Here is a 21,902-nt window from a genome sequence, read left to right as displayed (position 1 = left end):
CCGAGCTTTTGGCGGGCTTGCAGGAAGGCGCTGGGGGCAACAAAGGGGCGGTCACCGGGCAACAGGATATCGAGCTGATTGACCAGCTGGGTCATGGGGACGTGGCGGAAGATGGCCATGCCGATGATGGCCCAGACCAGACGCTCCATGGGCATGCGGCGACGGCGCAGGCTAGCGACGCCCTCTTCGCCGAGCAGCGTCATGATGAGCTCGGGAGGAATGAGGTCAGAGAGTGACTCAAACTGGGCGGCATTGCTGGCGTGGAGGAAGTCGAGAGCCTGGTCGATACGCATAAAAAATCCGAAACCAAATCAACAGGTTTCGGATTTTTACACATCAGGAGGATCGGTCAATGGATCCTTAACTGATCGGCATTAGCCACCTGACCCACGCTGTCATAAAAACGCCACCATCCCTGTTTAGGCTCGGGCCATGCTCCCCCATGGTCTGTGCTGACAGGAATCGCCCCGTGAAAATCGCCCATTACGCCACCCTCTCCTCCCTGGTTCTGTTACTGGTCGCGGGAGGACAGGCGCTGGCCCTCTACCACGGCTGGCAACAGCTTGTCCGAACCAATCAGGCTCAGCACCAGCACGAAACGTTGCAACAACTGGTGACCGTAACCCTGCAGAATAGTCTGCGTGACTACCTCAACAGCGGCGATCCGCAACAACTGACCGCGGCAGAGAAGATCCGCCACCAAGCGCTCTCCTCGCTGGCCGCTCAGGATGATGCCGTGGCGGCCCCGCTCAGGCAGCAACTCGAACAGATGGCGCAGCGCATCGCGCACGACTATCAGGCCGCAGGCAAGCTCTCGGGCAACAGCCAGCTGCTGCTGCAAAATGCGGAGAGTGAGCTGGGCAGCCAGGCCATGGCACTGATCCGCTATGGGGAGCAAGGCGCCAGCACCGAACAATCTGCCGCGGCGCAGCAATATCGCAGCGCCGCGGCCGAGATCCTGGCTGGCCTGCCGCGCCTCGCCCATTTGCGCCAAAGCTATATGGAGCAGGGCAAGGAGAAGCTGCTCGAGGGGATCCGCTTCGAGCTGGAGTCGCTGCAAAAACAGGCGCAAGCGCTGCAAGGCCTGCCGCTGCTCGGCCTTTATGAAGAGGCACCTGCCGATGAGTTCACGCTGGGGGAGCCGGTGCGCAAGGAGCTGGGAGATCAACCGCGCAGCGAATTGCGCTCGCTGCTTAACCGCTATCCACTGGAGCTAGCCAACAGCCGCACGGCGCTGCAACAGCAACAGGCTGGCCGCCAGGCCGTGCAGCAAGACATCATGGCGATGTTGCAAGCGACCAGACAGATGGGGGAGCAACTTGCCCGTGAGCGGCAAGCAGTCAATCAGGAGCTGGCCACCATCCTCGGCACGCTGGCGCTCTGTCTGGTGGTGGTCGCCCTGCTGTTTGCGCTGGTGCAACGACGCTGGCTGCTCACCCCCTTGTTGCGACTGCGCCGGGCCTTTATGCAGCTCGATCAGACAGGGCTGGCCGAGCCGTTGCCTGCCGGGCGCGATCGCAACGAGCTGGCCGATATCGTTGCCAGCTACAACCGGCTGATCGGCCGCCTGCAACTGGACCAGCAACAGAAAGAGGGGCAGTTGTCAGCGGTATCCCTCAGTCTGCAAGGGATGGTCAGCCAGGTTGACGAGATCCACCACAGCACCCGCACCACCGAACAGGTGGTCGACGAGAGTGGTCAGATGATGGATGAGCTGAACCAGCTGGCCGGAGAGGTCCATCAGGTCGCCGCCGACATCGCCCGGCATGCCCACCATAACGAACAAGCGATGATCCAGAGCGAAGATCTGGTGGGTAGCATGCTGCACGCCACTCATCAGACCGGACTGGCAATTGACGAGAGCGATGAGGCGCTGCAAGCCCTCACCCGCTCGGTTGCCGATGTGACGGCCATTGTCGATGTGATCGGTCATATCGCTCAGCAGACCAACTTGCTGGCCCTCAACGCCGCCATCGAAGCGGCCCGCGCAGGGGAACAGGGACGCGGCTTTGCCGTGGTCGCCGATGAAGTGCGCCACCTCTCGGCCAATACCCAGCAATCCCTCAACCAGATCACCGATATTCTGGGGCGTCTGACCCAATCCGGCGAACAGCTTGGCACCGTATTGAACCGGATCACCAGCGAATCAAGCCGCCAACGGGCACAGGCGGAGCAACTGCGCCAGACCACCCAGGCGGTAAGGGAGATTGCTCGCAACACCGCAGTGATCGCTCTGCAGGGTGCCGACAATGCCAAAAGTCAGGAGCACAAGCTGGCCAGTTTTGCCGATCTGATCGCCCGTATCCATCAGCATGCCCGTCAGGTGAGTCAGCTCTCGGTGCAGGTCTCGTCCCATATCCACCATCAGGCGCAGCAGATCCCCTACATCCTCGGCCAGCAAAGCTGACCTCCTATTCGCCCCACATCCCCACCAGATCACTTTCCCTCAACCAGAGGGAAAGTTTTTTTGTAGCACAAAATTATCTGTTACCGTCAGGTTAACTGACACCTCTTCCCCCGTACCGGATGAAAACCCGCACTGGCGCTGGCTACAGCCTCAAGAAAACGTTCTCATCACCGTGATACCTGCCATGAGGCTGTTTGCGACCTTGCCCATGATTATTTGCACTCGGTCATACTTTTGAAACGTTGAGGGAACTTTTCATTGATATTTCGCACCGCGAACGTACTCTTGGTGTTGTCCGATAGCCAAGAATCGGAACATAAAAAAACAACATGTGATGATCAGGACTGCCAACTACAGATGTGCCAAGACATCCGGGTTTGCAGGTAGCCAAGAGAAGATTTTTTGCCCTTCGGGGTTTTGATTGCAATGCCAATACCGAGCGGTAGGCCCGATGCCAACTGCCGGAAAAAAAGCTAAGTCCATAAAATCAGGAGCAATAAAAATGGAAAAAGTGATCTTCAAGCGCGCCGCTTTGAGTGCCGCTGTGGTAGCCGCTCTGGTCGCCCCCGGTATGGCGTTGGCAGCTCAGGATATGATGAGCCCGGAATATGGCAAATCTTATGAAGCCTTTGCCGATGATGCCAAGCTGACTGGTGGTATCTTCTACTTCCAGCGTGAACGCGACCGCAAACAAGCCGGTCCAGGCCAAGATGGCAAATACCACTCAAATCTCAGCCATTCCACCGCACAAGCCGCACTTAACTTCAACTCTGGCTACGCATGGGATGTCGTTGGTCTGGATCTGGGTGGCTATGGCGCCTACGACTTGGCCGTTGACGAAAGCAATGGTGCCAACGAGGAAAATGAGTTCTCCTTCTGGGGCAGCTCTTGGGGCACTAGCGATGGTTTATCCGAAAACGGTGCCAGCTTGACCAATGCGGCACTGAAATTCAAATTTGGCGATAGTGTTACCGCCAAAGGGGGTTATACCCAGCTCTACGTTCCTGGCGTTATCGGTGTTAACTGGTCCTATCAACCGGGTACCTATCGTGGTGGTCAAGTCGAAGGCAACTTCGGCGGTCTCTATCTGACCTACGCCATCGCCGACGAATATAAAGCCCCCTGGTTTAAAGAAACTCAAATGTTCTCGCGCTCCAAGTCCAAACCTTGGGTGTCGGGTTACAGCCCACTGGATGAGCAATACAAGATCGATTACATCCACGGTATCGCTGCTCGCTACACCTTCGAAAATGGCACTGCTGTTACCGGTTCCTTCGGTCAGTCCAAAGACTATATGGATAGTTATCACTTCAAACTGGCTCACAAGTTTGACGTACTGGGCGGCCTCTCCACCAGCTATCAATTCTACGGTTCAGAAACCTCTGATTTTGATGCAACCGCCGGTGACGCAGGTCAAACCTACGATGGTCTGGCATGGCAGCAAGCCTTGACTGCCGCTTGGGCCATGGGTCCTTATGGCTTCCGTCTGGAAGGTATGTGGACCAAGGCTGAAGGCGATGAAGGTAACTACCTGCCCCGCCTGACCCGTGGTTACGGCAACTCCCAGGGTGCCAACGAAATTTGGTGGGATTCCCGCTCTGACTGGAACCACAATAACGAAAAAGCGCTGTTTGCGGGTGTAACTCGCTCTCTGGATGATCTGGTTGGTGCGCCGGGTTGGGCAGTCGGTGTCTCCGGTGCTTACGGCTGGGATGCCGAAAATGGTGATAGTACTCTTGTTGATGGTAAAGAGTGGGCTGTCAACTTCGATGTTATGTACACAGTGCAGGATGGCAAGCTGAAAGGCACCCTGTTCAAACTGCACTACACCGATTACAACAACGAGCAGGATGAATTGGGCAGCTGGGCATACCCCAACATGTTCGCCTCAGAGAAGGACGTCAAATTCCACATGATCATGCCGTTTACCTTTATGTAATCAGGCAATACGATGTCAGCAAACCGGGCCATTTGGCCCGGTTTTCTTTTTTCCGGTTGGCGGGCTAACATGCGAGCCGGATAAGGGTTTTATCCGCTCACCAGCCCGCACGCTTTTGTCAGCAGTCACAAGGACGCATCATGCCCCGTTTTGTTCTGATCACCGGTTGTTCCAGCGGTATTGGCCTCGCCGCTGCGCAGGCGCTGGGGCAGCACGGTTTTACCGTGATCGCCTCGGCGCGCAAGGCAGAAGATGTGGCCCGCTTGCAGCGACAGGGACTGCTGGCGGTACAGCTGGATCTGGCGGATCCCGCCTCAATCGAGCTGGGTGCCAGTGCGGCGCTCCATCTGGCGGGCGGGCGCCTCTATGGTCTGTTCAACAACGGCGCCTACGGCCAGCCGGGTGCGCTGGAAGATCTGCCCACCGAGGCGCTCAGGGAGCAGTTCAATACCAACCTGTTTGGCTGGCACCATCTGATCCGGCAGGTGCTGCCGCCGATGCTGGAGGCCAAAGAGGGGCGGATAGTGCAGAACAGCTCGGTACTGGGGCTGGTTGCCATGAAGTACCGCGGCGCCTACAACGCCAGCAAATTTGCGCTGGAAGGATACAGCGACACCCTGCGCCTCGAACTGGCGGGCAGCGGGGTACATATCAGCCTGATCGAACCGGGCCCCATCGATACCCGTTTTCGTGCCAATGCCCGCAGCGCCTTCTTGCGTCACATCGATCCGGCCCAGAGCCGTCATCAGTCGGCCTACCGCCAGACCCTGACGCGGCTGGAAAAAGAGGGGGCCACCAGCGGCTTTACGCTCTCAAGCGAAGCCTGTATCCCGCCGCTGCTCCATGCGCTGACCCACGCCCATCCCAAAGCGCGCTATCCGGTGACCACCCCGACCCGGCTGTTTGCCTTCTTGCGACGGGTATTGCCCACTCGCTGGCTCGATAAACTGCTGGCCAAATCGGCCTGATCCCGTTATTGGCGATAAGCATCCAGTAACCCGACCCGCCAACCTTGTTTATCCCTCTCTTCAGTAGTGTTCACCGTTGCTGTAGTAGGCACTCTTGACCAGGGGGATCACCTGCACCACCACATAGGTCTGCTCCCCCAGCACCTGCTTCAGATGGCGCGTGATAAGGCGCGCGGCGGCGTCCTGCATCTCCTGTGGCCGTTCGAACCAGTGCAGCTCGACAAACGGAAAACCCGCCTCTGGCTCGCCGTTGCGGATCCAGCCGCTCTCCACCCGCTCCATGGTGACAAACTCCGGCTTGCCGCCGGTCAGCTCGCACAGCTCGGCCAGCAGCGGGCCGCTCAGCTGTTGCAGGGTATCGAGCGTCACGGCGCGAAAACGAAGATGGGGCATGGCAAACCTCTTGGTTATCTGAAATGAGGACTTATCATAGGAGTTATTGTCAGCAAGAGAAGTCACCCGGCGCATATTAAGGATCCCCATGAGATTTCATCGCACCCTCTTTGCCTTCCTGCTCTGCCTGCTGCTACCGCTGCACGCCTTTGCCGATCCCGCCTTCTATCGGGTGAGCAAGGGCAACCAGCAACACTGGCTGCTGGGCTCCATCCATGCGGGCAAGCCAGCCCTCTATCCTCTGCCCGAGCCGGTCGAGCGCGCCTGGCTGCAAAGCCGAGCACTGGTGATGGAGGTGGACATGAACAGCATCACGCCGGATCAGTGGCAACAGACCGCCTCCCTCACCCGGCTGGTGGATGGCAAACCGCTCAAGGATCATCTGCCTGCCGAGCTCTATCAACGCACCCTGATGGCGGGCGCCCGCTATGGCATCGACGAGGCTACCCTTGCCACCCTGCGCCCCTGGTTTGCCGCCATTACCCTGACCCAGGCCGCTATGGCCCGCTCCGACTTCAAAAGTGAACTCGGGATAGACCAGCACTTTGCCACCCGGGCCACCAAAGAGGGCAAGCCGGTAGTGGGTTTTGAAACCCTGCTGGAGCAGCTCGGTTATCTGGCCAGCGTGGGTGACAACCAGACCCTGATGCTCGCCAGCACCCTGGATGAACTGCCAATGCTGGAGAGCGGGTTCGCCGCCGTGATGAAGGCGTGGCAACAGGGGGACGAAGCGACGCTGATCAATCTGCTCAAGGAGGAGATGGCTCCGCCCGCGCTACAGAGCTGGATGGAGCAGACCCTGCTGGCCGAACGCAACCACAACTGGCTGAAAAAATGGTCCGCCCTGCCCAACGAGAGCTTTATCGTGGTAGGCGCCCTGCACCTTTACGGCGAACAGGGATTGCTGGCACTGCTGGAGCAGCAGGGGTGGCACATTACCCCGCTCACCACTCCGGGTCCGGTGCAGGCTCAGGAACAAGGAGTCCAGTGAGAACGATCACAGAACGCGCTGGTTATTAAACAACCTGCAAGGGAGTTGATCGGGATCATCCCGGACGGGGCAAAGAGGTATTTATCATGCCTGTCATCAACCGGGTGACAGGAGCAATAAAATGGACTTTTGGCTGGACCTGATGTTTGGCAACAGCGTGGGATTGATGTCGATGCTGGTGATTATCGGCACTTTCTTGCTCATCAGCTCTTACGCGGCCTACTTCATCTACAAGGTGATGCACTCGCAACCGCCTCATTCACAGCAACCCCATTCTCAACAACCCAAAGAGGGAAAATAATCCTCTGACCACAGGCGGCAGTTCACACTGACCGCCTGTGCTGTTTTATGGTTCGCGACTGTGATTCCCGGGCCAGGATGCACCAATGTCCATGCTGGATGCCCGTTATCCCCTCCCCCTTTCCCCGTTTTCTGTGCCGGTTGCGGCCGTTATAATGGCCCCCACTTTTTCTTATGGGGAGCCTGCCGTGTCTCATAACGACGAACTCTCGCTATTTATGAATGAAGTGGCCGACGTGCGGCCCATTCGCAGCGACAACATCCATCCCCATGCGGCCAAATCCGCCCCGACCGAGGCGCAGCTAGCTCGCCGTCAGGCTGCCACCGCCGAGCAACTCACCCTCGACCACCTCACCATGGAGGCCATCGAGATGCGCGATCCGCACGAAATCGTCGGCTTCAAGCGTGATGGGGTGCAGAAGGGGGTCTACAAGAAGCTGCGGCTCGGCAAATACGAGCTGCAGGCCAGCCTGGACTTGCACCAGAAAACCCTCAACGAAGCGCGCCAGACGCTGGTGCAGTTCATTGCGGATTGTGAAGTCCGGGATATCCGCTGCCTGCTGATCCTGCACGGCAAGGGGGAGCGCAGCACCCCGCGCGCCCTGCTGAAAAGCTATGTCAGCGCCTGGTTGCCGCAACTGCCCGCCGTCATGGCGATCCACAGCGCAGAGCGTCGCCACGGCGGCAGCGGCGCCCTCTACGTGCTGCTGCGTAAAAGCGAACGCAAAAAAGCAGAAAACCGCGAACAGCACCAGAAGCGGCTCGGCTAATCCGCCGCTCGCCACCACGCCTTTGGCCCACCTGCGTTAAGGTGGTCAACGATGCAGCGGCGGTGTTAGCATCGAACGGCCCCGATCATGCCAGGTACGGGGCGGCATACCATCAGGGACGATAACAAGGACAATCCCATGTCATATCAAAAGCTTGAACAACATCAGCAGCAGATCCACCGCTTTAGCCACCTCGCCGCCATCTGCGGCTGGGATCAGGCGGCCATGATGCCGGAAGGGGGCAATGATGCCCGCGCCGAAGCGATGGCCGAACTCGGTCTGCTGATCCACCAGAAGCGCACCGCTCCCGAGCTAGGCGACTGGATTGCCAAGGCCGAGAGCGAACCGCTCGATGAAGTACAACGCGCCAACCTCGGCGAGATCAAGCGCCAGTGGCAAGATGCAAGCCTGCTGCCCGGTGAGCTGGTCGAAGCGCTGTCGCTCGCTGGCAGCAAGTGCGAGCACGCCTGGCGCAGCCAGCGCAAGAACAACGACTGGGCCGGTTTTGCCCCCAATCTCGAGGAGGTGGTGAAACTCTCCCGTGAAGTAGCGCAGCTGCGGGCCGATGCGCTTGGCGTGCGCCCCTACGACGCCATGCTGGCGCTCTATGAGCCGGGCATGACCGGCGCACGGCTCGATCAGATCTTCGGCGATCTCGCCAGCTGGCTACCGACCCTGATCCAGACTGTGAGCGAACAGCAGAAGGGCGATGCCCTGCTGCCGCCGCAAGGCCCCTTCCCCATCCCGACCCAGCAAGCGCTCGGTCAGGAGGTGATGGGACTGCTCGGCTTTGATTTCGCCCACGGCCGGCTCGATGTGAGCAGTCACCCCTTCTGTGGCGGCGTGCCGACCGACGTGCGGATCACTACCCGCTATAACGAGCAGGAGTTTGTCTCCAGCCTGATGGGCATAGTGCACGAAACCGGTCACGCCCGTTACGAGCAGGGGCTGCCGCGTCATCTGCTGGGTCAGCCGGTGGCCGAAGCGCGCTCCATGGCGATCCACGAGAGCCAGAGCCTGTTTTGCGAGATGCAGCTGGGGCATCATCCGGCCTTCCTCGCGCTGCTGGCACCACGCATTCGTCACCACTTCGGCGAGCAGGCGGCGTTTGCGCCGGACAATCTGGCCAAGCTCTACAGCCGGGTCGAGCCGGGCTTTATCCGGGTCGATGCGGACGAGGTAACCTATCCGGCCCACGTTATCCTGCGCTACGAGCTGGAGCGCGATCTGGTGGAAGGGAAGATCGAGGTGGCCGACATCCCCGAGCTGTGGGACGCCAAGATGCAGCAGTGGCTGGGACTCTCCACCAAGGGCAACTACCGCAATGGCTGCATGCAAGATATTCACTGGACCGACGGCTCGTTCGGCTACTTCCCGAGCTACACCCTGGGCGCCATGTATGCCGCCCAGCTGCGTTTTGCCCTCGAAAAAGAGCTGGGCAGCATGGGGGAGGTGATCGCAGCGGGCCGCTTGCCGGAGATCTTCGGCTGGCTCGGGCGCAACATCTGGTCACAGGGGAGCCTGCACAGCACCGACGAGCTGGTGCGCCGCGCCACCGGTGAAGCGCTCAACCCGCACTGGCTTCGCCAGCATCTGGAACAGCGCTACCTGAAGTAATGAGCGCAGTAAGCTAACAGCAGAACGGGGCCCTTTTTAGTTGACCACTACAGGGCCCCGTTTTTATGGCGGTTCATTTTTATGGCGGTGCATGGCACAGCACGCCACCACCATGCTGTAAAAAGAGAGAATTCAGAGAAGATCAGGGGAACCCAGCAACTCGCGCAGTTGCAGGATATTGCCCTCAGGATCGAAGGCGTTGCGCACCACAAAGCCGGGCCCTGTCCACTGCTGTGGCAGCAAACCGCCACCGAGATCCGCCGCCTTCGCTTCTGCCCAGGCGAGGCTGGAGACGGTGAAGAACAGCTTGATGGCCCCCTCTTCCCGCAATTCCGGCGGCCGCTTGATAACGACCTGCCCGGCATAAGGCGCAGGAATGGCGTGGAGCAGCAGCTGGATATCGCTGTTTTCCAGCACCACCAGCTGCTCATCCTGACTGCAGACCACCATCTGCAGCAATGTACGGTAAAAGTGGGTCAGCAGGCCCGGATCCTTGGCATAGATCAGGGCACCGGCACGAGCTGGGCCTGGCATGGAGCACTCCTCAACAGTGAACGACTGGGTGGACAGATCTCCACCTTCTCACAGTTGCGCGCCCCGTTCGATCCTTTTTAGCGGCTCGCCAGCCTCACTGCACAAAGTGCCACTGCCGCAGTGCCAGTGTCGGAGGCGGCCCCTGATCGTCCCCCAAATCTGCCATGCCCAGCGCCTCGTCATAGTGCACACCGCCCGCGCCACTCTCGGTCAAGTGTTTTGCCCGCACCGCCCCGTACAGACCGCCACTTCCGCTGATCTTCATCTCGGTGAGCGGGGCATAGAGAGCGGCATAGAGCGGCGTATTGCCCGACAGCTTGACCCCATCCTTGCCGCTATACGCAGAATAGATAGAGATAGCGGGCGTACCGCCAGCGGTCAGCCCCTGTTTGGCTGCCGTCACCTCGGCACCGGCCCCGAGATCAACCTTGCCGCTGACGATCAGGGTCAGGCTGCTCCCCTCGCTCACCGTCAACTGGTTGCTGCCTGTCATGGTGAAATCCTTGTCGATCAGCAGCACCACATCCCCCTCGATGGTGAGCTTGGCATCGGCCCCCATATTGAGGCTGTCGAGCTTGTAAACGGTCTGCTCCTTGCCAAACAGATCCCCCTTGCCGGGGAACGGCAGCCCGGGCTTTTGCTGGTTGCTGCTGGTGACCGAGCCGGTGGAGGGATCCGTGGTCAGCACCATCTGCTGGGTGGCCCCGAGCGTCAGCGGGCCATTGATGGGCAGCGTTGCAGGGGGGAACGATTTGGGCAACGCGGCCACATTGAGCGGGTCACACACCTGCCCGGCCACAGGCGGTAGCTTGGGATGAGTTCGGTATTGGGGATACAGATACTTCTGATGCTTGGCATCAAGGAATGCCCCGTTCCCACCATAGTTCAACTTGTCGCCAGCAATGCTTGTGCCATGACCCATAGAAACATCACCATTGATCGCAACAGCTCCGGCAATATGCCCCCCTTGCAAGGCAAAATTTCCACTCCCGTTTACGCTGCCCTCAACCCTGACGACCCCATCAGAGGGAGAAATTGTGATGTCGCCACCAGCAAGTACATTACCCGCAACAGGTGAAGAACCGTTCAAGGTCACCGAGCCGGTCGCCCGCACATCACCCCAGATGGGGGAGTGCCCGGCGAGCACCACATTGGCCTTGTCGCTGACGGTCGCCACCTTGGCGTTCTGCCCCTGATTAAGAGTCCCGGAAACAGACTCCTTGTACGCCCCCTTGCGCGAATCGTAGCTGTCGATAAAACCGCTCCCAGAGAGGCTCAACCCTTCACACGCCACCACCGAATCCTGAAAGATGAGATTGCCCGGCTCGCGCTTGAGGGCAAACAGGGCGTTGAGGCTGGCATTGCCCTCCAGATAACGGCCATGGCTCTGCAACGCCAACTTGCTGCCTGTAGAGGCATCCAGCTGATCGATGCGAAAGCGGCTGCCCGCCATGGCCCCTTCCCCCTTGCCAGGCACCTTCTGCACCAGTTGATCCCACTCTATCCGTGGTTCGGCGCCGAGCGCCTGATGCAGGGCGCGATAACTGTCGTTCATCCCCTGCTCGGCACTGAGCTGCGCATTGATCTTCTTGTGAAAATTGCCGCTCAGGCGGGTTTGCAGCTGATTCTCCTGAATGCTGGTAAACACCAGCAGGCTCGACAGCAGGCTCACCACCAGCACCACCAGCAATACGGCTCCCCGCTGCCCCTGCAATCCCTTGTTCATCCTGCTCCCCCTGCACCGGATGTGGCCAGTGCTGCCGCCCAGACCGCCTTGCGGCGTGCCACCTGCACCTCTACCCCCGGCGCCAGATAGCTCGGCAGCCCTTCGGGCAAGATACGGATATTGACCAGCGCCCCCTGCTGGCCGAATTCAAGATCCTGAAGATGGGCCAGCAACAGACGCGGGCCATCCCCGTCATCGCAACTGAGTACCGGCGGCGTGAAGCGGTACTGCTCGGTAAAATCGGCGGTTTTCTGGTTGCCAAGGCAGGAGAGCACCTGACTGCCCCCCTCTACCTTGAAAGCCAGCGTCAGGCGATCAGGGGTGACCGCTATCAGCTGATCCGCCTGCTTGATGCTGTTGGTAAAGGTGAGAGTGGCAAAGCGCAGCACCTCGTTCGCCTGCTCCAACGCCTTGCTCTGCTCGACCGTGCTCTTGATGGGCACGTAACCGGCAAAAATCGCCAGCATCAGCATCAGACCGAGCACCATGGAGATCATCAGCTCGACGAGACTGACACCTCGCTGTCGGAAGGGAACGTTCAGCATAGTGGTGGAAATCCTGCGTTCAGCTCCACCCGCTTGGCGCCGGAGACCCGCTCATCCTGCCACTCGATAGCGACCACAAAGTTGTCGCTATAACGGTTCGGTAGCACCAGCCGGTGGCCCTCGAGCAGGGTGAAGCGGGCAAGAAAATCGCCCTGGGTGAACCGCTCCGGCTTGCGCTGCACTTCGCACAGCGAACCCCAGATCTGCTCCACGCTGTTGCTCGCCTCGATCGTGGCCAGGGTGCTCTGCAGGCTATAGTGCGCCTGCTGCAACGAGACCACCTGCCCCTTGGCGAGACCAAGAAACACCATCACCGCCAACACCATGGAGACCATGATCTCCACCAGATTGAACCCCTGCTGACGGGCAAGTGCGGCGTGTCTCATGAGCAGCTCCCTTGCAGCAGCTGACCGCTCGGGGCCACGCAGAGTACACGCTGCTCACCGAGGCGATTGGCCAGAGTGATCTCGGCGTGGCTGCTGCTGCCGGTTGGCGCGATCCGGATCGGCTCAAACGGTTTGATCACCACTCCGCCAGCAGGTGCTGCCGCCTGACGCAGCAACTTGCTGTCAGCCATCACCTCCCAGCCACCGTTCTCGGTGCCCTGCAGTACCACCGGCAGGGTCAGCTTGACCGCTTCGCTGCGGGCAAAGCGGTAGGCTGACGCGAGCTCGGTCGCACTGCGATCGAGTCGTTCGGCCGCGAGGCGCTGACTCATGGAGGGCAACCCGACTAGCAGCAAAATAGCGGCGATGCCGACCGTGATCATCAACTCAATCAGAGTAAATCCGCGCACGTTCATCTTATGATCCCCAGCAGTCATGGCGATTGGCCGCGCGATAACCGGTCTGATCTAGGGTCAGAGTGCCGCACTCATCCTGTTGTCGCGTCGTTGGAATGGCTTTGAGCAGGTAGTCGCCAGCATCTTGCTGGCTGTAGCTGAACTGGTAGAAATCCGTGTTGGAAGGAGTGGCAAACGTGTCGGGATAACGGCCCTGTTGGGTATAGATACGTTCGAGGGCGAGCGCCTGCTCCAGCAGTTGCTGCTGCGCTTCGTAACGACGTCCCTGTTGCAGATAACCCTGATACGCTGGCAACGCGATGGCTGCGAGAATGCTGACAACCGTCATGGCGATCAACAACTCGATCAGACTAAAGCCCCGGCAATGGGGCCATGCCTTACAGTCGTTCACTTATCATCCTTGGCAAGTGTTGTTGTTATTGGCCGGCCCTGGGCCGCAAATGCGATGACTTAATAATCATCAAAAATTAACTGACTCGATTGAACAACACAAAATCGCCACACTCAATGTAAAAAAGATAGTTATGTGATCTGTTATTAATTTTTAAGCAGTTTTCGCCGCCACTAATCTCGCCAAGCAAATAAAGCTAAGCCAATCGTGCCTACGACCCGTCCGTTATGCCTCCTTCTGTCGAGCCGCGACATATGAATAACAGCGTGACGAAGAGTGAAACCCGGCCGTGCAATGAAAGAGCAAAAAAACCTTTGGCCAATTTTTGCTATCCCTGTCCGTTTCTGGCTAGTCACGGCCCCCGAGCCCCCTTACTCTTTTGCCATCTGTTCCAGCAAAGCCGCCAACACCATGAATGCAAAGCCAAGCCCAGAGTCGTCACAAGATGAGGTGATCAACACCCTCAGCCGTGAGCAGTGTCACGCCGCACGGCTCGCCCGCGATACTCGCTTCGATGGCCGCTTCTTTACCGGCGTGCTCTCGACCGGTATCTACTGCCGGCCTGTCTGCCCGGCACGGCCACCGCACGAGCACAATGTGCGCTACTTCCAAAGCGCCGCGGCCGCCGAGCAGTATGGGCTGCGACCCTGCCTGCGCTGCCGCCCTGAGCTGGCCCCCGCCGCCCGTGGCGATCTGCCGGTTGAACTGGCTCGTCTGCTGGCACGCATCGATCGCGGCGAGCTGGCGGAGGGCATGCTCGCCAAACTGGCCACTGAGGCCGGGATCAGCGAACGCACCCTGCGCCGCCAGTTCGAGCAACATCTCGGCGCCTCGCCAAAACAGGTGGAGCAGACGCGCCGCCTGCTGCTCGCGAAACGACTGCTGACTGAAACTGGGCTGCCCATCACCGACATTGCGTTTGCCGCTGGCTTTGCCAGCATCCGCCGCTTCAATGACGCCTGGCTCAACGCCTACGGGCTGGCCCCGCGCACCTTGCGCCAACAGGAAGACTGTAACGAGACGGCTGACGACAGTGTTTCGGTGCCGCGCGGTGCAACCCTGACGCTGCAACTGCCCTACCGCCCTCCGTATGACGTGGCGGCCATGCTGGCGTTTTACCGGCTGCGGGCGATCCCGGGGCTGGAGCGGGTGGATGGTGAGGTGTATGAGCGGCGCTACCGGGTCGGCGATCAGGTCGCGCTGGTGCGCATCGCGCAGGGCAAGGAGCATAGCCTGCAGCTCACCGTCCATGATCTGCCGCTCGCTGCGCTGCCCGATCTGTTGTATCGGGTGCGCAGGATGTGGGATCTCGATGCCGACATGCAGCGGATCGGCGATCGGCTCGGTCAGGATCCGCTGCTCGCCAGTTTGCAGGCGCGCTGGCCGGGCGTACGGCTGCCCGCCGGCTGGGATGAGTACGAGGTGATGCTGCGCGCCATCGTCGGCCAGCAGGTCTCGGTCAAGGGGGCCATAACGATACTCGGGCGACTGGTGGCCCGCACCGGGGCGCAATTCGGGGTGGCACAACTGCCGACCCCAGCCCAGCTGTGCGAACTCGATCTCGACGGTATCGGCATGCCCGGCAGCCGCCTTCGCACCCTGCGGGGAGTGGCCGAGGCGCTAGCCAGCGGCGAACTGACCCTCGCGACGGCCAGTGACGAGCAGTTGCTGGCGCTGCCGGGCATAGGCCCCTGGACGGTCGCTTACTGGCGGCTGCGCTGCGGGCTGGATACCGATGCCTTCCCTGCCTCCGATCTGGTGCTGCAAAAGGCACTGGGAGGCGGTGCCAAGCTGCCGGTGAAGGAGGTGTTGGCGCAAAGCGCGGCGTGGCAGCCGTGGCGCAGCTATGCGGCCAGCTGGCTGTGGCATGCCATGAGTGAAGCGCCCAATTTGCTGCTCCATGCCACCAGCAACGAACAACAGCCAGATACCCAACAACAGGAGATAACCCCATGATCTGCTACGATATCCTGCCGACCCGCTGCGGCGATCTGCTGGTCGCCATCAATGAATCTGGTCTGGTACACGTAGACTTTGTGGCGGGCCTGCGGGCACTGCCCGATATGAGTGGCTGGCAACAAGAGCGCGAGGCGCTGGCCCCCTTCCTCGCCCAGTTTGCGGCCTATTTTGCCGGTCGCTTGCAGCGCTTCTCCCTGCCCCTTGCCGCCCACGGCACCGCTTTTCAGCAAGCTGTGTGGCAAGCATTGTGTGACATACCCTACGGCGAAACGCGCAGCTACAGCGATATTGCCCGCGCTATCGGCAAACCCGATGCGGTGCGGGCAGTGGGCGCTGCAAACGGCCGCAATCCGCTCTCGATCATCGTCCCCTGCCATCGGGTGATCGGCCAAAACGGCAGCCTGACCGGCTATGCGGGGGGATTGGAGATTAAAAAAGCGCTTTTATTAATCGAAAGATTAGGCCCCTAATGGCAACAATAATTATTGCAGAATAATTCTGCAAGCTCATCCATCAACAGATTATTTTTAATTCTATTTTAACTTTTCCTTTATTTCATCTATAAGTAATGCCAAATCACCTACATTTCTAGATAAAGCCTTTTTAATTAAGGCTTTTTTAAATGTTTTATGCTCTATTCCAATACTTTTTGCGAAGTGGTTCGATGCTATATTAAATACTTTCTTACCATCACAACGGCGAATTAACTCAGAGTTGGAAATACCAGAATACTGCCCAAATGATGTGTTTATCGCCTCATGCAATTGTGCTTTTAGAATTGAAACCCCAAACTCAGAAATAACAGACGATGAGATTTCTTCAGATGCAGCCTCTTTAGATGAAAAGTCAAATGAGCTACTTCCCCAAATACGCTCAGAAAAGTATCTTTCTACAACATGCTGTAAATGGAGAGAGATTTCTTTTTTATATGTTGCATGCTGCGTACCTCTAGCAATTTCAATAATCTTGTTATTAATACTTTCAACCATTATATCTGGCCTATTGACATCTGACACTGAGAGATATTCATTTATTTTTTCAAGAAATAATTTCGGATCTAAAAAATAATTTTCAAGTTCATGGCAGTTCATTTTTATAAATGATGCATCATAAAACCTTGGATTTTTTGACCTTATACCATCAAAGAAATCCCCTGGCTTATTATCTGAATCAACAAGAAACACAAATTTCATATCATAAATATGACTATTTATATCAGCAAGCCTTGAAAACATTTCGATGACATGCTGACTACCACCTAATGGCTTTATAATTAAGTTCTCACCTTTAAATATATATTCAAGTGCCTCGTGATCGTCTTTTCCTTCAACGAAAATGACTTTCCTATGAATAGAACTCAACCCGAGACCTCGTAAGTTATCCTCGGCACTCTCATATATTAATTCATTTACACCATCGGACACAGTGTAATTAACACCCATAGAAAAAATTTTATATATTAGTGTCTTGGAATGAGTTGACAAAACGACTTGATTGATTTTGTAGTTCTTATATTCTTTTTCAAGCCACTCTCGTTTTATAGAAGAATCTAATTGACTATCGAACCAAGAAAGTATTCCATTTTCATCACAGAGTTTATAAAGAAGTGCTATAAACTCAAGCAATAGCCCTTCATGAAAGTGATTCTCCGGTTCATCTATAAAGATTGAACTAACAGAGTTTGAAATACACAAGAAAGATAACGTGCTTAGAAGCGCTTTCTCGCCCGAACTGAATTCTCTAACATCATATAATGGTTTTCTCTTATCCGTATTTGCTTTTCCCAAGAGAACAAATTCTCCAGGTTTATGATTTCCACTAAAATTTTTAATCTCCACATTAGGTATAAGTGATGTGAACATTTTAGAGGCAACTTTAAAGTATAGTAATCGGTCTGGTTTACTTGGTATTAGTCGATCATTAACATAATCTTTCACTAGTTGCTGATATATTCCAGAAAATAATCTTTCTGGATTGAATATGGCAAGAAGCGTTAACTCTAGCTTACTATTTTTTGAAATATCTATCTCGTCAAAAAGTAACGTCTCTTCTGAAAAACCCTTGCTTGCATCAACATACAAAAAGATATTTTTTGGTTCAAAAATATTCCAATGCGTAGTCAAGACATCTTTATTACTACATTCTACTAATATCTCATCGCCTTTCTTTATTACCTCAACGGAAACATCTTCACCCGCCACATCAATAGTGACTTTAATAAATGAGCCATCAGCGTTCAAAAAACGCTCTGCGTCTTGATTAAACATCTTCTTATTATTCTCACCAAGACTCACCGAAAAGAAACCTTTCTGAACCAAATAAGCTGCTTTCAATAGAGTAGATTTACCCGAACCATTTCGCCCAGAAAATGATATTACTGTGGCGCTATCATTCAGCTCACAAGATACTTTACTATCAAAAGACTTTACATTTTGCAATTCTATTCTTTTTACTTTAAAAATACCCATTCAATACTCCACAAATAATTACATGCTTACTACACGATCACATTAGAGTATCATTAATGTATTTGTGTGGAAATAAAACCAAATTTTTACAGAGAAATAATTACATAACTGTCTTTAGTGTCACAATTCTGCCAAGTCAAAAGCTCAGTCAGACAAACACTTGGGCTAAATAACTTGAAAAATTAACCTAGCCTGATTTTATTAATTAAGAGACAAAAATAGACAACTTTTACAAACATTCCCCAATACACTATGCGCCTCGCACAGTGTATGAGGACTTATTTACTAGCGTTTCAAACTCCCCATTACCTGCATTTCGCAACGATTGCAGTCAAAACGCAGGCGGAAGGTGTCTTTACCCATCTTAAGCTCCAGCGGCTCGGCCTTGAGACCGGGCACCTCTTTCGGGCAGAGGTTCTGGCTATAGCGGATACAGTGCTTGGTGATCATCAACACCACTTCACCCTCCTCCTTGTTTGCCTCGTAGGCGGGGGCAATACGCTCCACCCCGTGCTCGCGGAAGAACTGCTCGGCCGCACTGTTCAGCACATTGCCAAGATAGGAGAGACGGTGCTGGGGATAGCTGATATCCCGCAGGGCGATGCGTCGCTCGGGACGCTGGTAGCTGGCCACCCGCGCGGCCTCCAGCGCGGCGATGCCGTCCCGACGCAAGCCGTTGAGCTGTGATGCGGCGATGAATAGCGGGTGAGTGAATGCCAACTCAATCTTGCGGGCCACAAACAGGGTATTGCCGAGTTTGCCGAGCTGGTCACGCGCCTGTTGCAACGCCCGCTCCGGGTTATCGGCGGGCTGCTTGTCACAAGGCAGCATCACCGCAGCGCTGATGCCCTGCTCGTCGGTGAGCGTGAGGCGCAATCCCTCATCGCACTCTGCAAGCACCATATCGACCCGGATGCGGCGATTCGCGCTCGCCTTCTCCAGCATCTTGCTGAACGCCTGATCATGGTTGCGGTAGAGCTCGGTGCCAACCTTCAGCCCCGGCATGCGTTCTGACAGGAGTAACTGCTTACCTTCGACTTTGTTGAGGCGCATCCCCACCAGCTCGTTATTCGGCTTGAAGAAACCCAGACCGTCGCCGTTGTTGAGGCTGACCTGCTTGCCGTCGATCTCGATACCGTCACGGGTCACCTTGGTGACGCGCCCCAGCGGCTCGCCCACATATTTCGGGCTCTTGGTGGAGTCGATTCCCTGCTGGCGGCCATTCAGGAAGTAGTCGGTGCTGCCGCGGTTGAAGCTCTTCTTGGGGTCAGGCGTGAAGCTGTAGCTGCAACGACCCGCCGAAGCGGCAACCAGATCGGAGCGGCTATCCAGAATAGCGTCCAGCTTCTGGCGATACCAGGCAGTGACGTTCTTGACGTAATCGAGCCCCTTGAGGCGCCCTTCGATCTTGAAGGAGCGGATGCCCGCTTCGATCAGCGCCTCCAGGTTGTCGGTCTGATCCATATCCTTGAGCGACAGCAGGTGGCTGTCGGCCACCAGCACTTCGCCATCCGGCTTTTGCAGCGAGCAGGGCAGACGGCAGAGCTGGGCACATTCACCGCGGTTGGCACTGCGGCCGGTACGGGCGTGGCTGATGTTGCACTGGCCGCTGTAGGAGACGCAGAGCGCGCCGTGGATAAAAAACTCCAGCTGCACATTGGTTGCCGCACTGATCTCGCGGATCTGCGCCAGCGAAAGCTCGCGCGCCAGCACCACCTGAGAGAAACCCGCATCCTGCAGAAACTTCACCTTCTCCGGGGTGCGGTTGTCGGTTTGGGTACTGGCATGGAGCGCGATGGGAGGGAGGTCCAGCGCCAGCAGTCCCATATCCTGCACGATCAGCGCATCGGCACCGGCTTCGTAAATTTGGTGGGTCAGGCGCTGGGCCTGCTCCAGCTCGTGATCGTGCAGCAGGGTATTGAAGGCGACAAAGACCTGGGCACCGAATCGATGGGCGTGACGCGCCAGCGCTTCGATATCTTCGAGGGAGTTGCCCGCCGCGCTGCGGGCGCCAAAGGCGGGGCCACCCATGTAGACGGCATCCGCACCATGGTTGATGGCTTCGATGCCGTAGGCGAGGTTCTTGGCCGGAGCCAGCAGCTCCAACCGGTTGTTGTGGCTTAACGGGTGCTTGTTCTGGTGCATGGTCTCGGGATCAGGGCGGACAGCAAATGGCCGCTACTCTAGCCCATTCACCACCCGCGTGCCTTGATCCCGCTTAAGGTATCCGCAAAATGCAGGATTAGAGAGCCACCTTGAGTGCCAGCAACAGATCGCCCACGAGAGGACTAAAGCACCACCTTCAAAGCCAATCCCAGCAGCACCAATCCGCTCACCTTGTCGATCACAAAGGATTTGGCTTTAAGCCAAGCCAGTACAGGCCCACGCGAGAGCACCAGCGCCACCAGCACGTACCAGACGGCGTCGATCCCGCCCGCGGTGAGCATCATGATGCCCCCCTCGCGCCAGCCGGTATCGGCTCGCACAAACTGGCTGAACAGGGCGATAAAGAACACCGCCAGCTGGGGATTGAGGAAAGCCACCATAAAACCTTCAAAGGCCCCCTGCCGACCACGCAACTGATGCACCTCTTCACTCGCTTCGCCACTGGCAGGTTTGGCAAGCAGGGCTTTCACCCCGAGCCAGGCAAGAAATGCGGCGCCGCCGTAGCGGATCAGATCAAACAGGATCGGGGTCTGGGTGATCAGAATGGAGAGGCCAAGTGCGGTCACCAGCGCATAGATACCAACCCCGAAGCCGTGACCGAGCGCGGTGGCGACGCCGTGACCCTGCCCTCCCTGCACCGTGTTGCGGATGATCAGCGCCAGACTCGGACCGGGGCTGATGGCGCCCATCACGCAGATTGCGGCCAGTGCCAGCCAACTCGTCAGTTCCATACTTTTCCTCTTTTGTGCTCGATATGATGACCTGCACTCAGAGTACGGGCTGAGCCATTATGCTAGTAGTGAAAGTTATGAATAGAGCCCATAACTAATGGCTATAGCGCCACATAACTGACTGGGGCTAACCACCGAGCTCGAGCAGCTTGCGACTCTCGCCGACGGTGCGTTGCAGGTGATCCCGCAGGAAGGGGTAGGCCAGCTCGCGAAACCAGCGGTGGGCTGGATCCTGATGGTGACGCTGATGCCACAGCAGATGATACTGCTGGTCGCGGGTAGCAAAGGGCAGATCGACAAAGGTGAGCCCATGGCCGCAGGAGAGCTGCCAGGCGATATGAGCCGGGGTGGTCATCAGGCAATCGGTGCGCAGCAACACCTCCACCGCCGCCTGAAAGAAGGGGACTCTGGCAAACCAGCGCCGACTCAGTCCCTGCGGCGCCAACACCTGTTCCACCGGGCTGTCCTTGTCCCCTCCTCCGCTCACCTGCAAATGAGGCCAGGCGAGATAGTCATCGAGATTAAGCGTCTTGCCCGCCAGCGGGTGATGACGTCCCATCAACACCGCCAGCCGATCTTCACCCTGATGCAGACCGCGGATCTGATCCGGCACCTGTTCGGTGATGGTAGAGACCAGATCAAGCTCCGACTGCCACAACTGCGGCAGCTGACGCTTGTCCCACAGGCTGTACTCCAGCGCCGCCAACGGCGCCTCTTTGGCGAGCGCGGCGCAGATATCGGGCAGGATATGCTGGGCCACATAATCAGAAGAGGCGAGCCGAAATACCCGCTCGCAACGACTCGGGTCAAACCCGGGCGCCTCGTAGAGCCGCTCCAGCGCACCGAGAGAATCCGCCAGTTGAGCGGCCAGCAGTTCGGCACGCGGCGTCAGCAGCCAGCGTTGCCCCTCCCGCACCAGCAACTCATCGTCAAACTCGCTACGCAACTGGGCAAGTTGCTTGCTGATGGAGGGTTGGCTCAGGTGCAGCAGCTCGGCGGCGCGGCTGATATTTCGGGTCTCCAGCAGCACCTTGAGGGTCGGCAGCAGGTTGAGATTGGCTCTGAGCAAGGGATACCCTCATCGGTGGGGAAACGCCTATCTTAGGGCAGACGAGCCCCGCGTTTTAAGCAAAATTTCCTGCCATGTTCAGCACGTTGCCGCCCTTTGCGGCCAGCTGGCGCAGCTGCTCGCCCT

The 21,902-nt window shown here is 57.3% G+C and carries 21 protein-coding genes; 9 read left to right on the top strand and 12 right to left on the bottom strand.

The genetic code is table 11. From position 1 onward, the window contains the following. Positions 1-293, bottom strand: a 293-nt coding sequence (locus tag BN1115_RS07900; RefSeq protein ID WP_042656741.1) for a transposase domain-containing protein, incomplete at its 3' end; no start/stop codon positions are given. A gap of 176 nt (positions 294-469) precedes the next feature. Here BN1115_RS07900 and BN1115_RS07895 point away from each other — a divergent pair. The 3 genes from BN1115_RS07895 to BN1115_RS07885 all read left to right on the top strand — a co-directional run bounded on the left by BN1115_RS07895 (position 470) and on the right by BN1115_RS07885 (position 5,314). Next, positions 470-2,407: a methyl-accepting chemotaxis protein gene (locus BN1115_RS07895; protein ID WP_042656740.1), complete on the top strand. Its 1,938-nt coding sequence runs from the start codon at positions 470-472 to the stop codon at positions 2,405-2,407. Between the two features lie 502 nt (positions 2,408-2,909). Then, entirely contained in the window at positions 2,910-4,346 is a 1,437-nt protein-coding gene (locus BN1115_RS07890) for an OprD family outer membrane porin (RefSeq protein ID WP_042656739.1), read from the top strand. A 140-nt stretch (positions 4,347-4,486) separates the two neighbouring features. Continuing rightward, a complete protein-coding gene (locus tag BN1115_RS07885; RefSeq protein ID WP_042656738.1) occupies positions 4,487-5,314 on the top strand; it encodes an SDR family oxidoreductase in 828 nt (275 codons plus the stop codon). A 60-nt stretch (positions 5,315-5,374) separates the two neighbouring features. Here the strand turns inward: BN1115_RS07885 and BN1115_RS07880 are convergent, their stop codons facing one another. Beyond that, positions 5,375-5,707, bottom strand: coding sequence for a DUF1904 family protein (locus tag BN1115_RS07880; protein WP_042656737.1), 333 nt, complete (start codon positions 5,705-5,707; stop codon positions 5,375-5,377). Between the two features lie 88 nt (positions 5,708-5,795). Between BN1115_RS07880 and BN1115_RS07875 the strand changes: the two genes are divergently transcribed. The 4 genes from BN1115_RS07875 (at position 5,796) to BN1115_RS07860 (ending at position 9,385) form a co-directional block, all read left to right on the top strand. Next, positions 5,796-6,698, top strand: coding sequence for a TraB/GumN family protein (locus tag BN1115_RS07875; protein WP_042656736.1), 903 nt, complete (start codon positions 5,796-5,798; stop codon positions 6,696-6,698). Between the two features lie 121 nt (positions 6,699-6,819). Continuing rightward, positions 6,820-6,999 carry a DUF3149 domain-containing protein gene (locus BN1115_RS07870; RefSeq protein ID WP_005338733.1) on the top strand — a complete coding sequence of 60 codons (180 nt, stop codon included), beginning with the start codon at positions 6,820-6,822 and terminating at the stop codon, positions 6,997-6,999. Positions 7,000-7,186: 187 nt separating this feature from the next. Further along, positions 7,187-7,768, top strand: coding sequence for a DNA endonuclease SmrA (gene smrA / locus BN1115_RS07865; RefSeq protein ID WP_042656749.1), 582 nt, complete (start codon positions 7,187-7,189; stop codon positions 7,766-7,768). Positions 7,769-7,906: 138 nt separating this feature from the next. Further along, on the top strand, positions 7,907-9,385 hold the full coding sequence (locus BN1115_RS07860; protein WP_042656735.1) for a carboxypeptidase M32: 1,479 nt from the start codon (positions 7,907-7,909) through the stop codon (positions 9,383-9,385). Between the two features lie 132 nt (positions 9,386-9,517). Here the strand turns inward: BN1115_RS07860 and BN1115_RS07855 are convergent, their stop codons facing one another. The 6 genes from BN1115_RS07855 to BN1115_RS07830 all read right to left on the bottom strand — a co-directional run bounded on the left by BN1115_RS07855 (position 9,518) and on the right by BN1115_RS07830 (position 13,383). Next, positions 9,518-9,919 carry a VOC family protein gene (locus BN1115_RS07855; protein ID WP_042656734.1) on the bottom strand — a complete coding sequence of 134 codons (402 nt, stop codon included), beginning with the start codon at positions 9,917-9,919 and terminating at the stop codon, positions 9,518-9,520. A 94-nt stretch (positions 9,920-10,013) separates the two neighbouring features. Continuing rightward, on the bottom strand, positions 10,014-11,645 hold the full coding sequence (locus BN1115_RS07850; RefSeq protein WP_042656733.1) for a DUF7305 domain-containing protein: 1,632 nt from the start codon (positions 11,643-11,645) through the stop codon (positions 10,014-10,016). After that, positions 11,642-12,190, bottom strand: coding sequence for a PilW family protein (locus BN1115_RS07845; protein WP_042656732.1), 549 nt, complete (start codon positions 12,188-12,190; stop codon positions 11,642-11,644). Before BN1115_RS07845 ends, BN1115_RS07850 begins: the two co-directional genes overlap by 4 nt. Further along, entirely contained in the window at positions 12,184-12,576 is a 393-nt protein-coding gene (locus BN1115_RS07840) for a type IV pilus modification PilV family protein (RefSeq protein WP_042656731.1), read from the bottom strand. Before BN1115_RS07840 ends, BN1115_RS07845 begins: the two co-directional genes overlap by 7 nt. Then, entirely contained in the window at positions 12,573-12,992 is a 420-nt protein-coding gene (locus BN1115_RS07835) for a GspH/FimT family pseudopilin (protein ID WP_042656730.1), read from the bottom strand. Before BN1115_RS07835 ends, BN1115_RS07840 begins: the two co-directional genes overlap by 4 nt. A 1-nt stretch (position 12,993) precedes the next feature. Further along, on the bottom strand, positions 12,994-13,383 hold the full coding sequence (locus BN1115_RS07830; RefSeq protein WP_005343572.1) for a type IV pilin protein: 390 nt from the start codon (positions 13,381-13,383) through the stop codon (positions 12,994-12,996). Between the two features lie 411 nt (positions 13,384-13,794). On the opposite strand from BN1115_RS07830, the gene BN1115_RS07825 reads away from it, so the two are divergent. Together BN1115_RS07825 and BN1115_RS07820 are read left to right on the top strand one after the other, a co-directional pair. Further along, complete coding sequence (locus BN1115_RS07825) at positions 13,795-15,339, top strand: DNA-3-methyladenine glycosylase 2 (RefSeq protein ID WP_042656748.1); 1,545 nt, start codon at positions 13,795-13,797, stop codon at positions 15,337-15,339. Then, entirely contained in the window at positions 15,336-15,812 is a 477-nt protein-coding gene (locus BN1115_RS07820; RefSeq protein WP_042656729.1) for a methylated-DNA--[protein]-cysteine S-methyltransferase, read from the top strand. The genes BN1115_RS07825 and BN1115_RS07820 overlap by 4 nt, the downstream gene beginning before the upstream one ends. 63 nt (positions 15,813-15,875) lie before the next feature. Here BN1115_RS07820 and BN1115_RS07815 read toward each other — a convergent pair whose 3' ends face one another. The 4 genes from BN1115_RS07815 to BN1115_RS07800 form a co-directional block, all read right to left on the bottom strand. Continuing rightward, the gene (locus BN1115_RS07815) at positions 15,876-17,810 is read right to left on the bottom strand and encodes an AAA family ATPase (protein ID WP_082034816.1); all 1,935 of its coding nucleotides are present in this window, start codon (positions 17,808-17,810) and stop codon (positions 15,876-15,878) included. Between the two features lie 285 nt (positions 17,811-18,095). Next, positions 18,096-19,955: a peptidase U32 family protein gene (locus tag BN1115_RS07810; protein WP_042656727.1), complete on the bottom strand. Its 1,860-nt coding sequence runs from the start codon at positions 19,953-19,955 to the stop codon at positions 18,096-18,098. Positions 19,956-20,098: 143 nt separating this feature from the next. Further along, positions 20,099-20,707, bottom strand: a complete 609-nt coding sequence (locus tag BN1115_RS07805) for a LysE family translocator (RefSeq protein WP_042656726.1) — start codon at positions 20,705-20,707, stop codon at positions 20,099-20,101. A gap of 127 nt (positions 20,708-20,834) precedes the next feature. Next, positions 20,835-21,776, bottom strand: a complete 942-nt coding sequence (locus BN1115_RS07800; RefSeq protein WP_042656725.1) for a LysR family transcriptional regulator — start codon at positions 21,774-21,776, stop codon at positions 20,835-20,837. Positions 21,777-21,902: the final 126 nt, after the last annotated feature.

This window comes from Aeromonas allosaccharophila (assembly GCF_000819685.1).
Lineage (GTDB): Bacteria > Pseudomonadota > Gammaproteobacteria > Enterobacterales > Aeromonadaceae > Aeromonas > Aeromonas allosaccharophila.
Note: the sequence above shows the minus strand (reverse complement) of the source record. Positions and strands in the feature narration are given on the sequence as shown.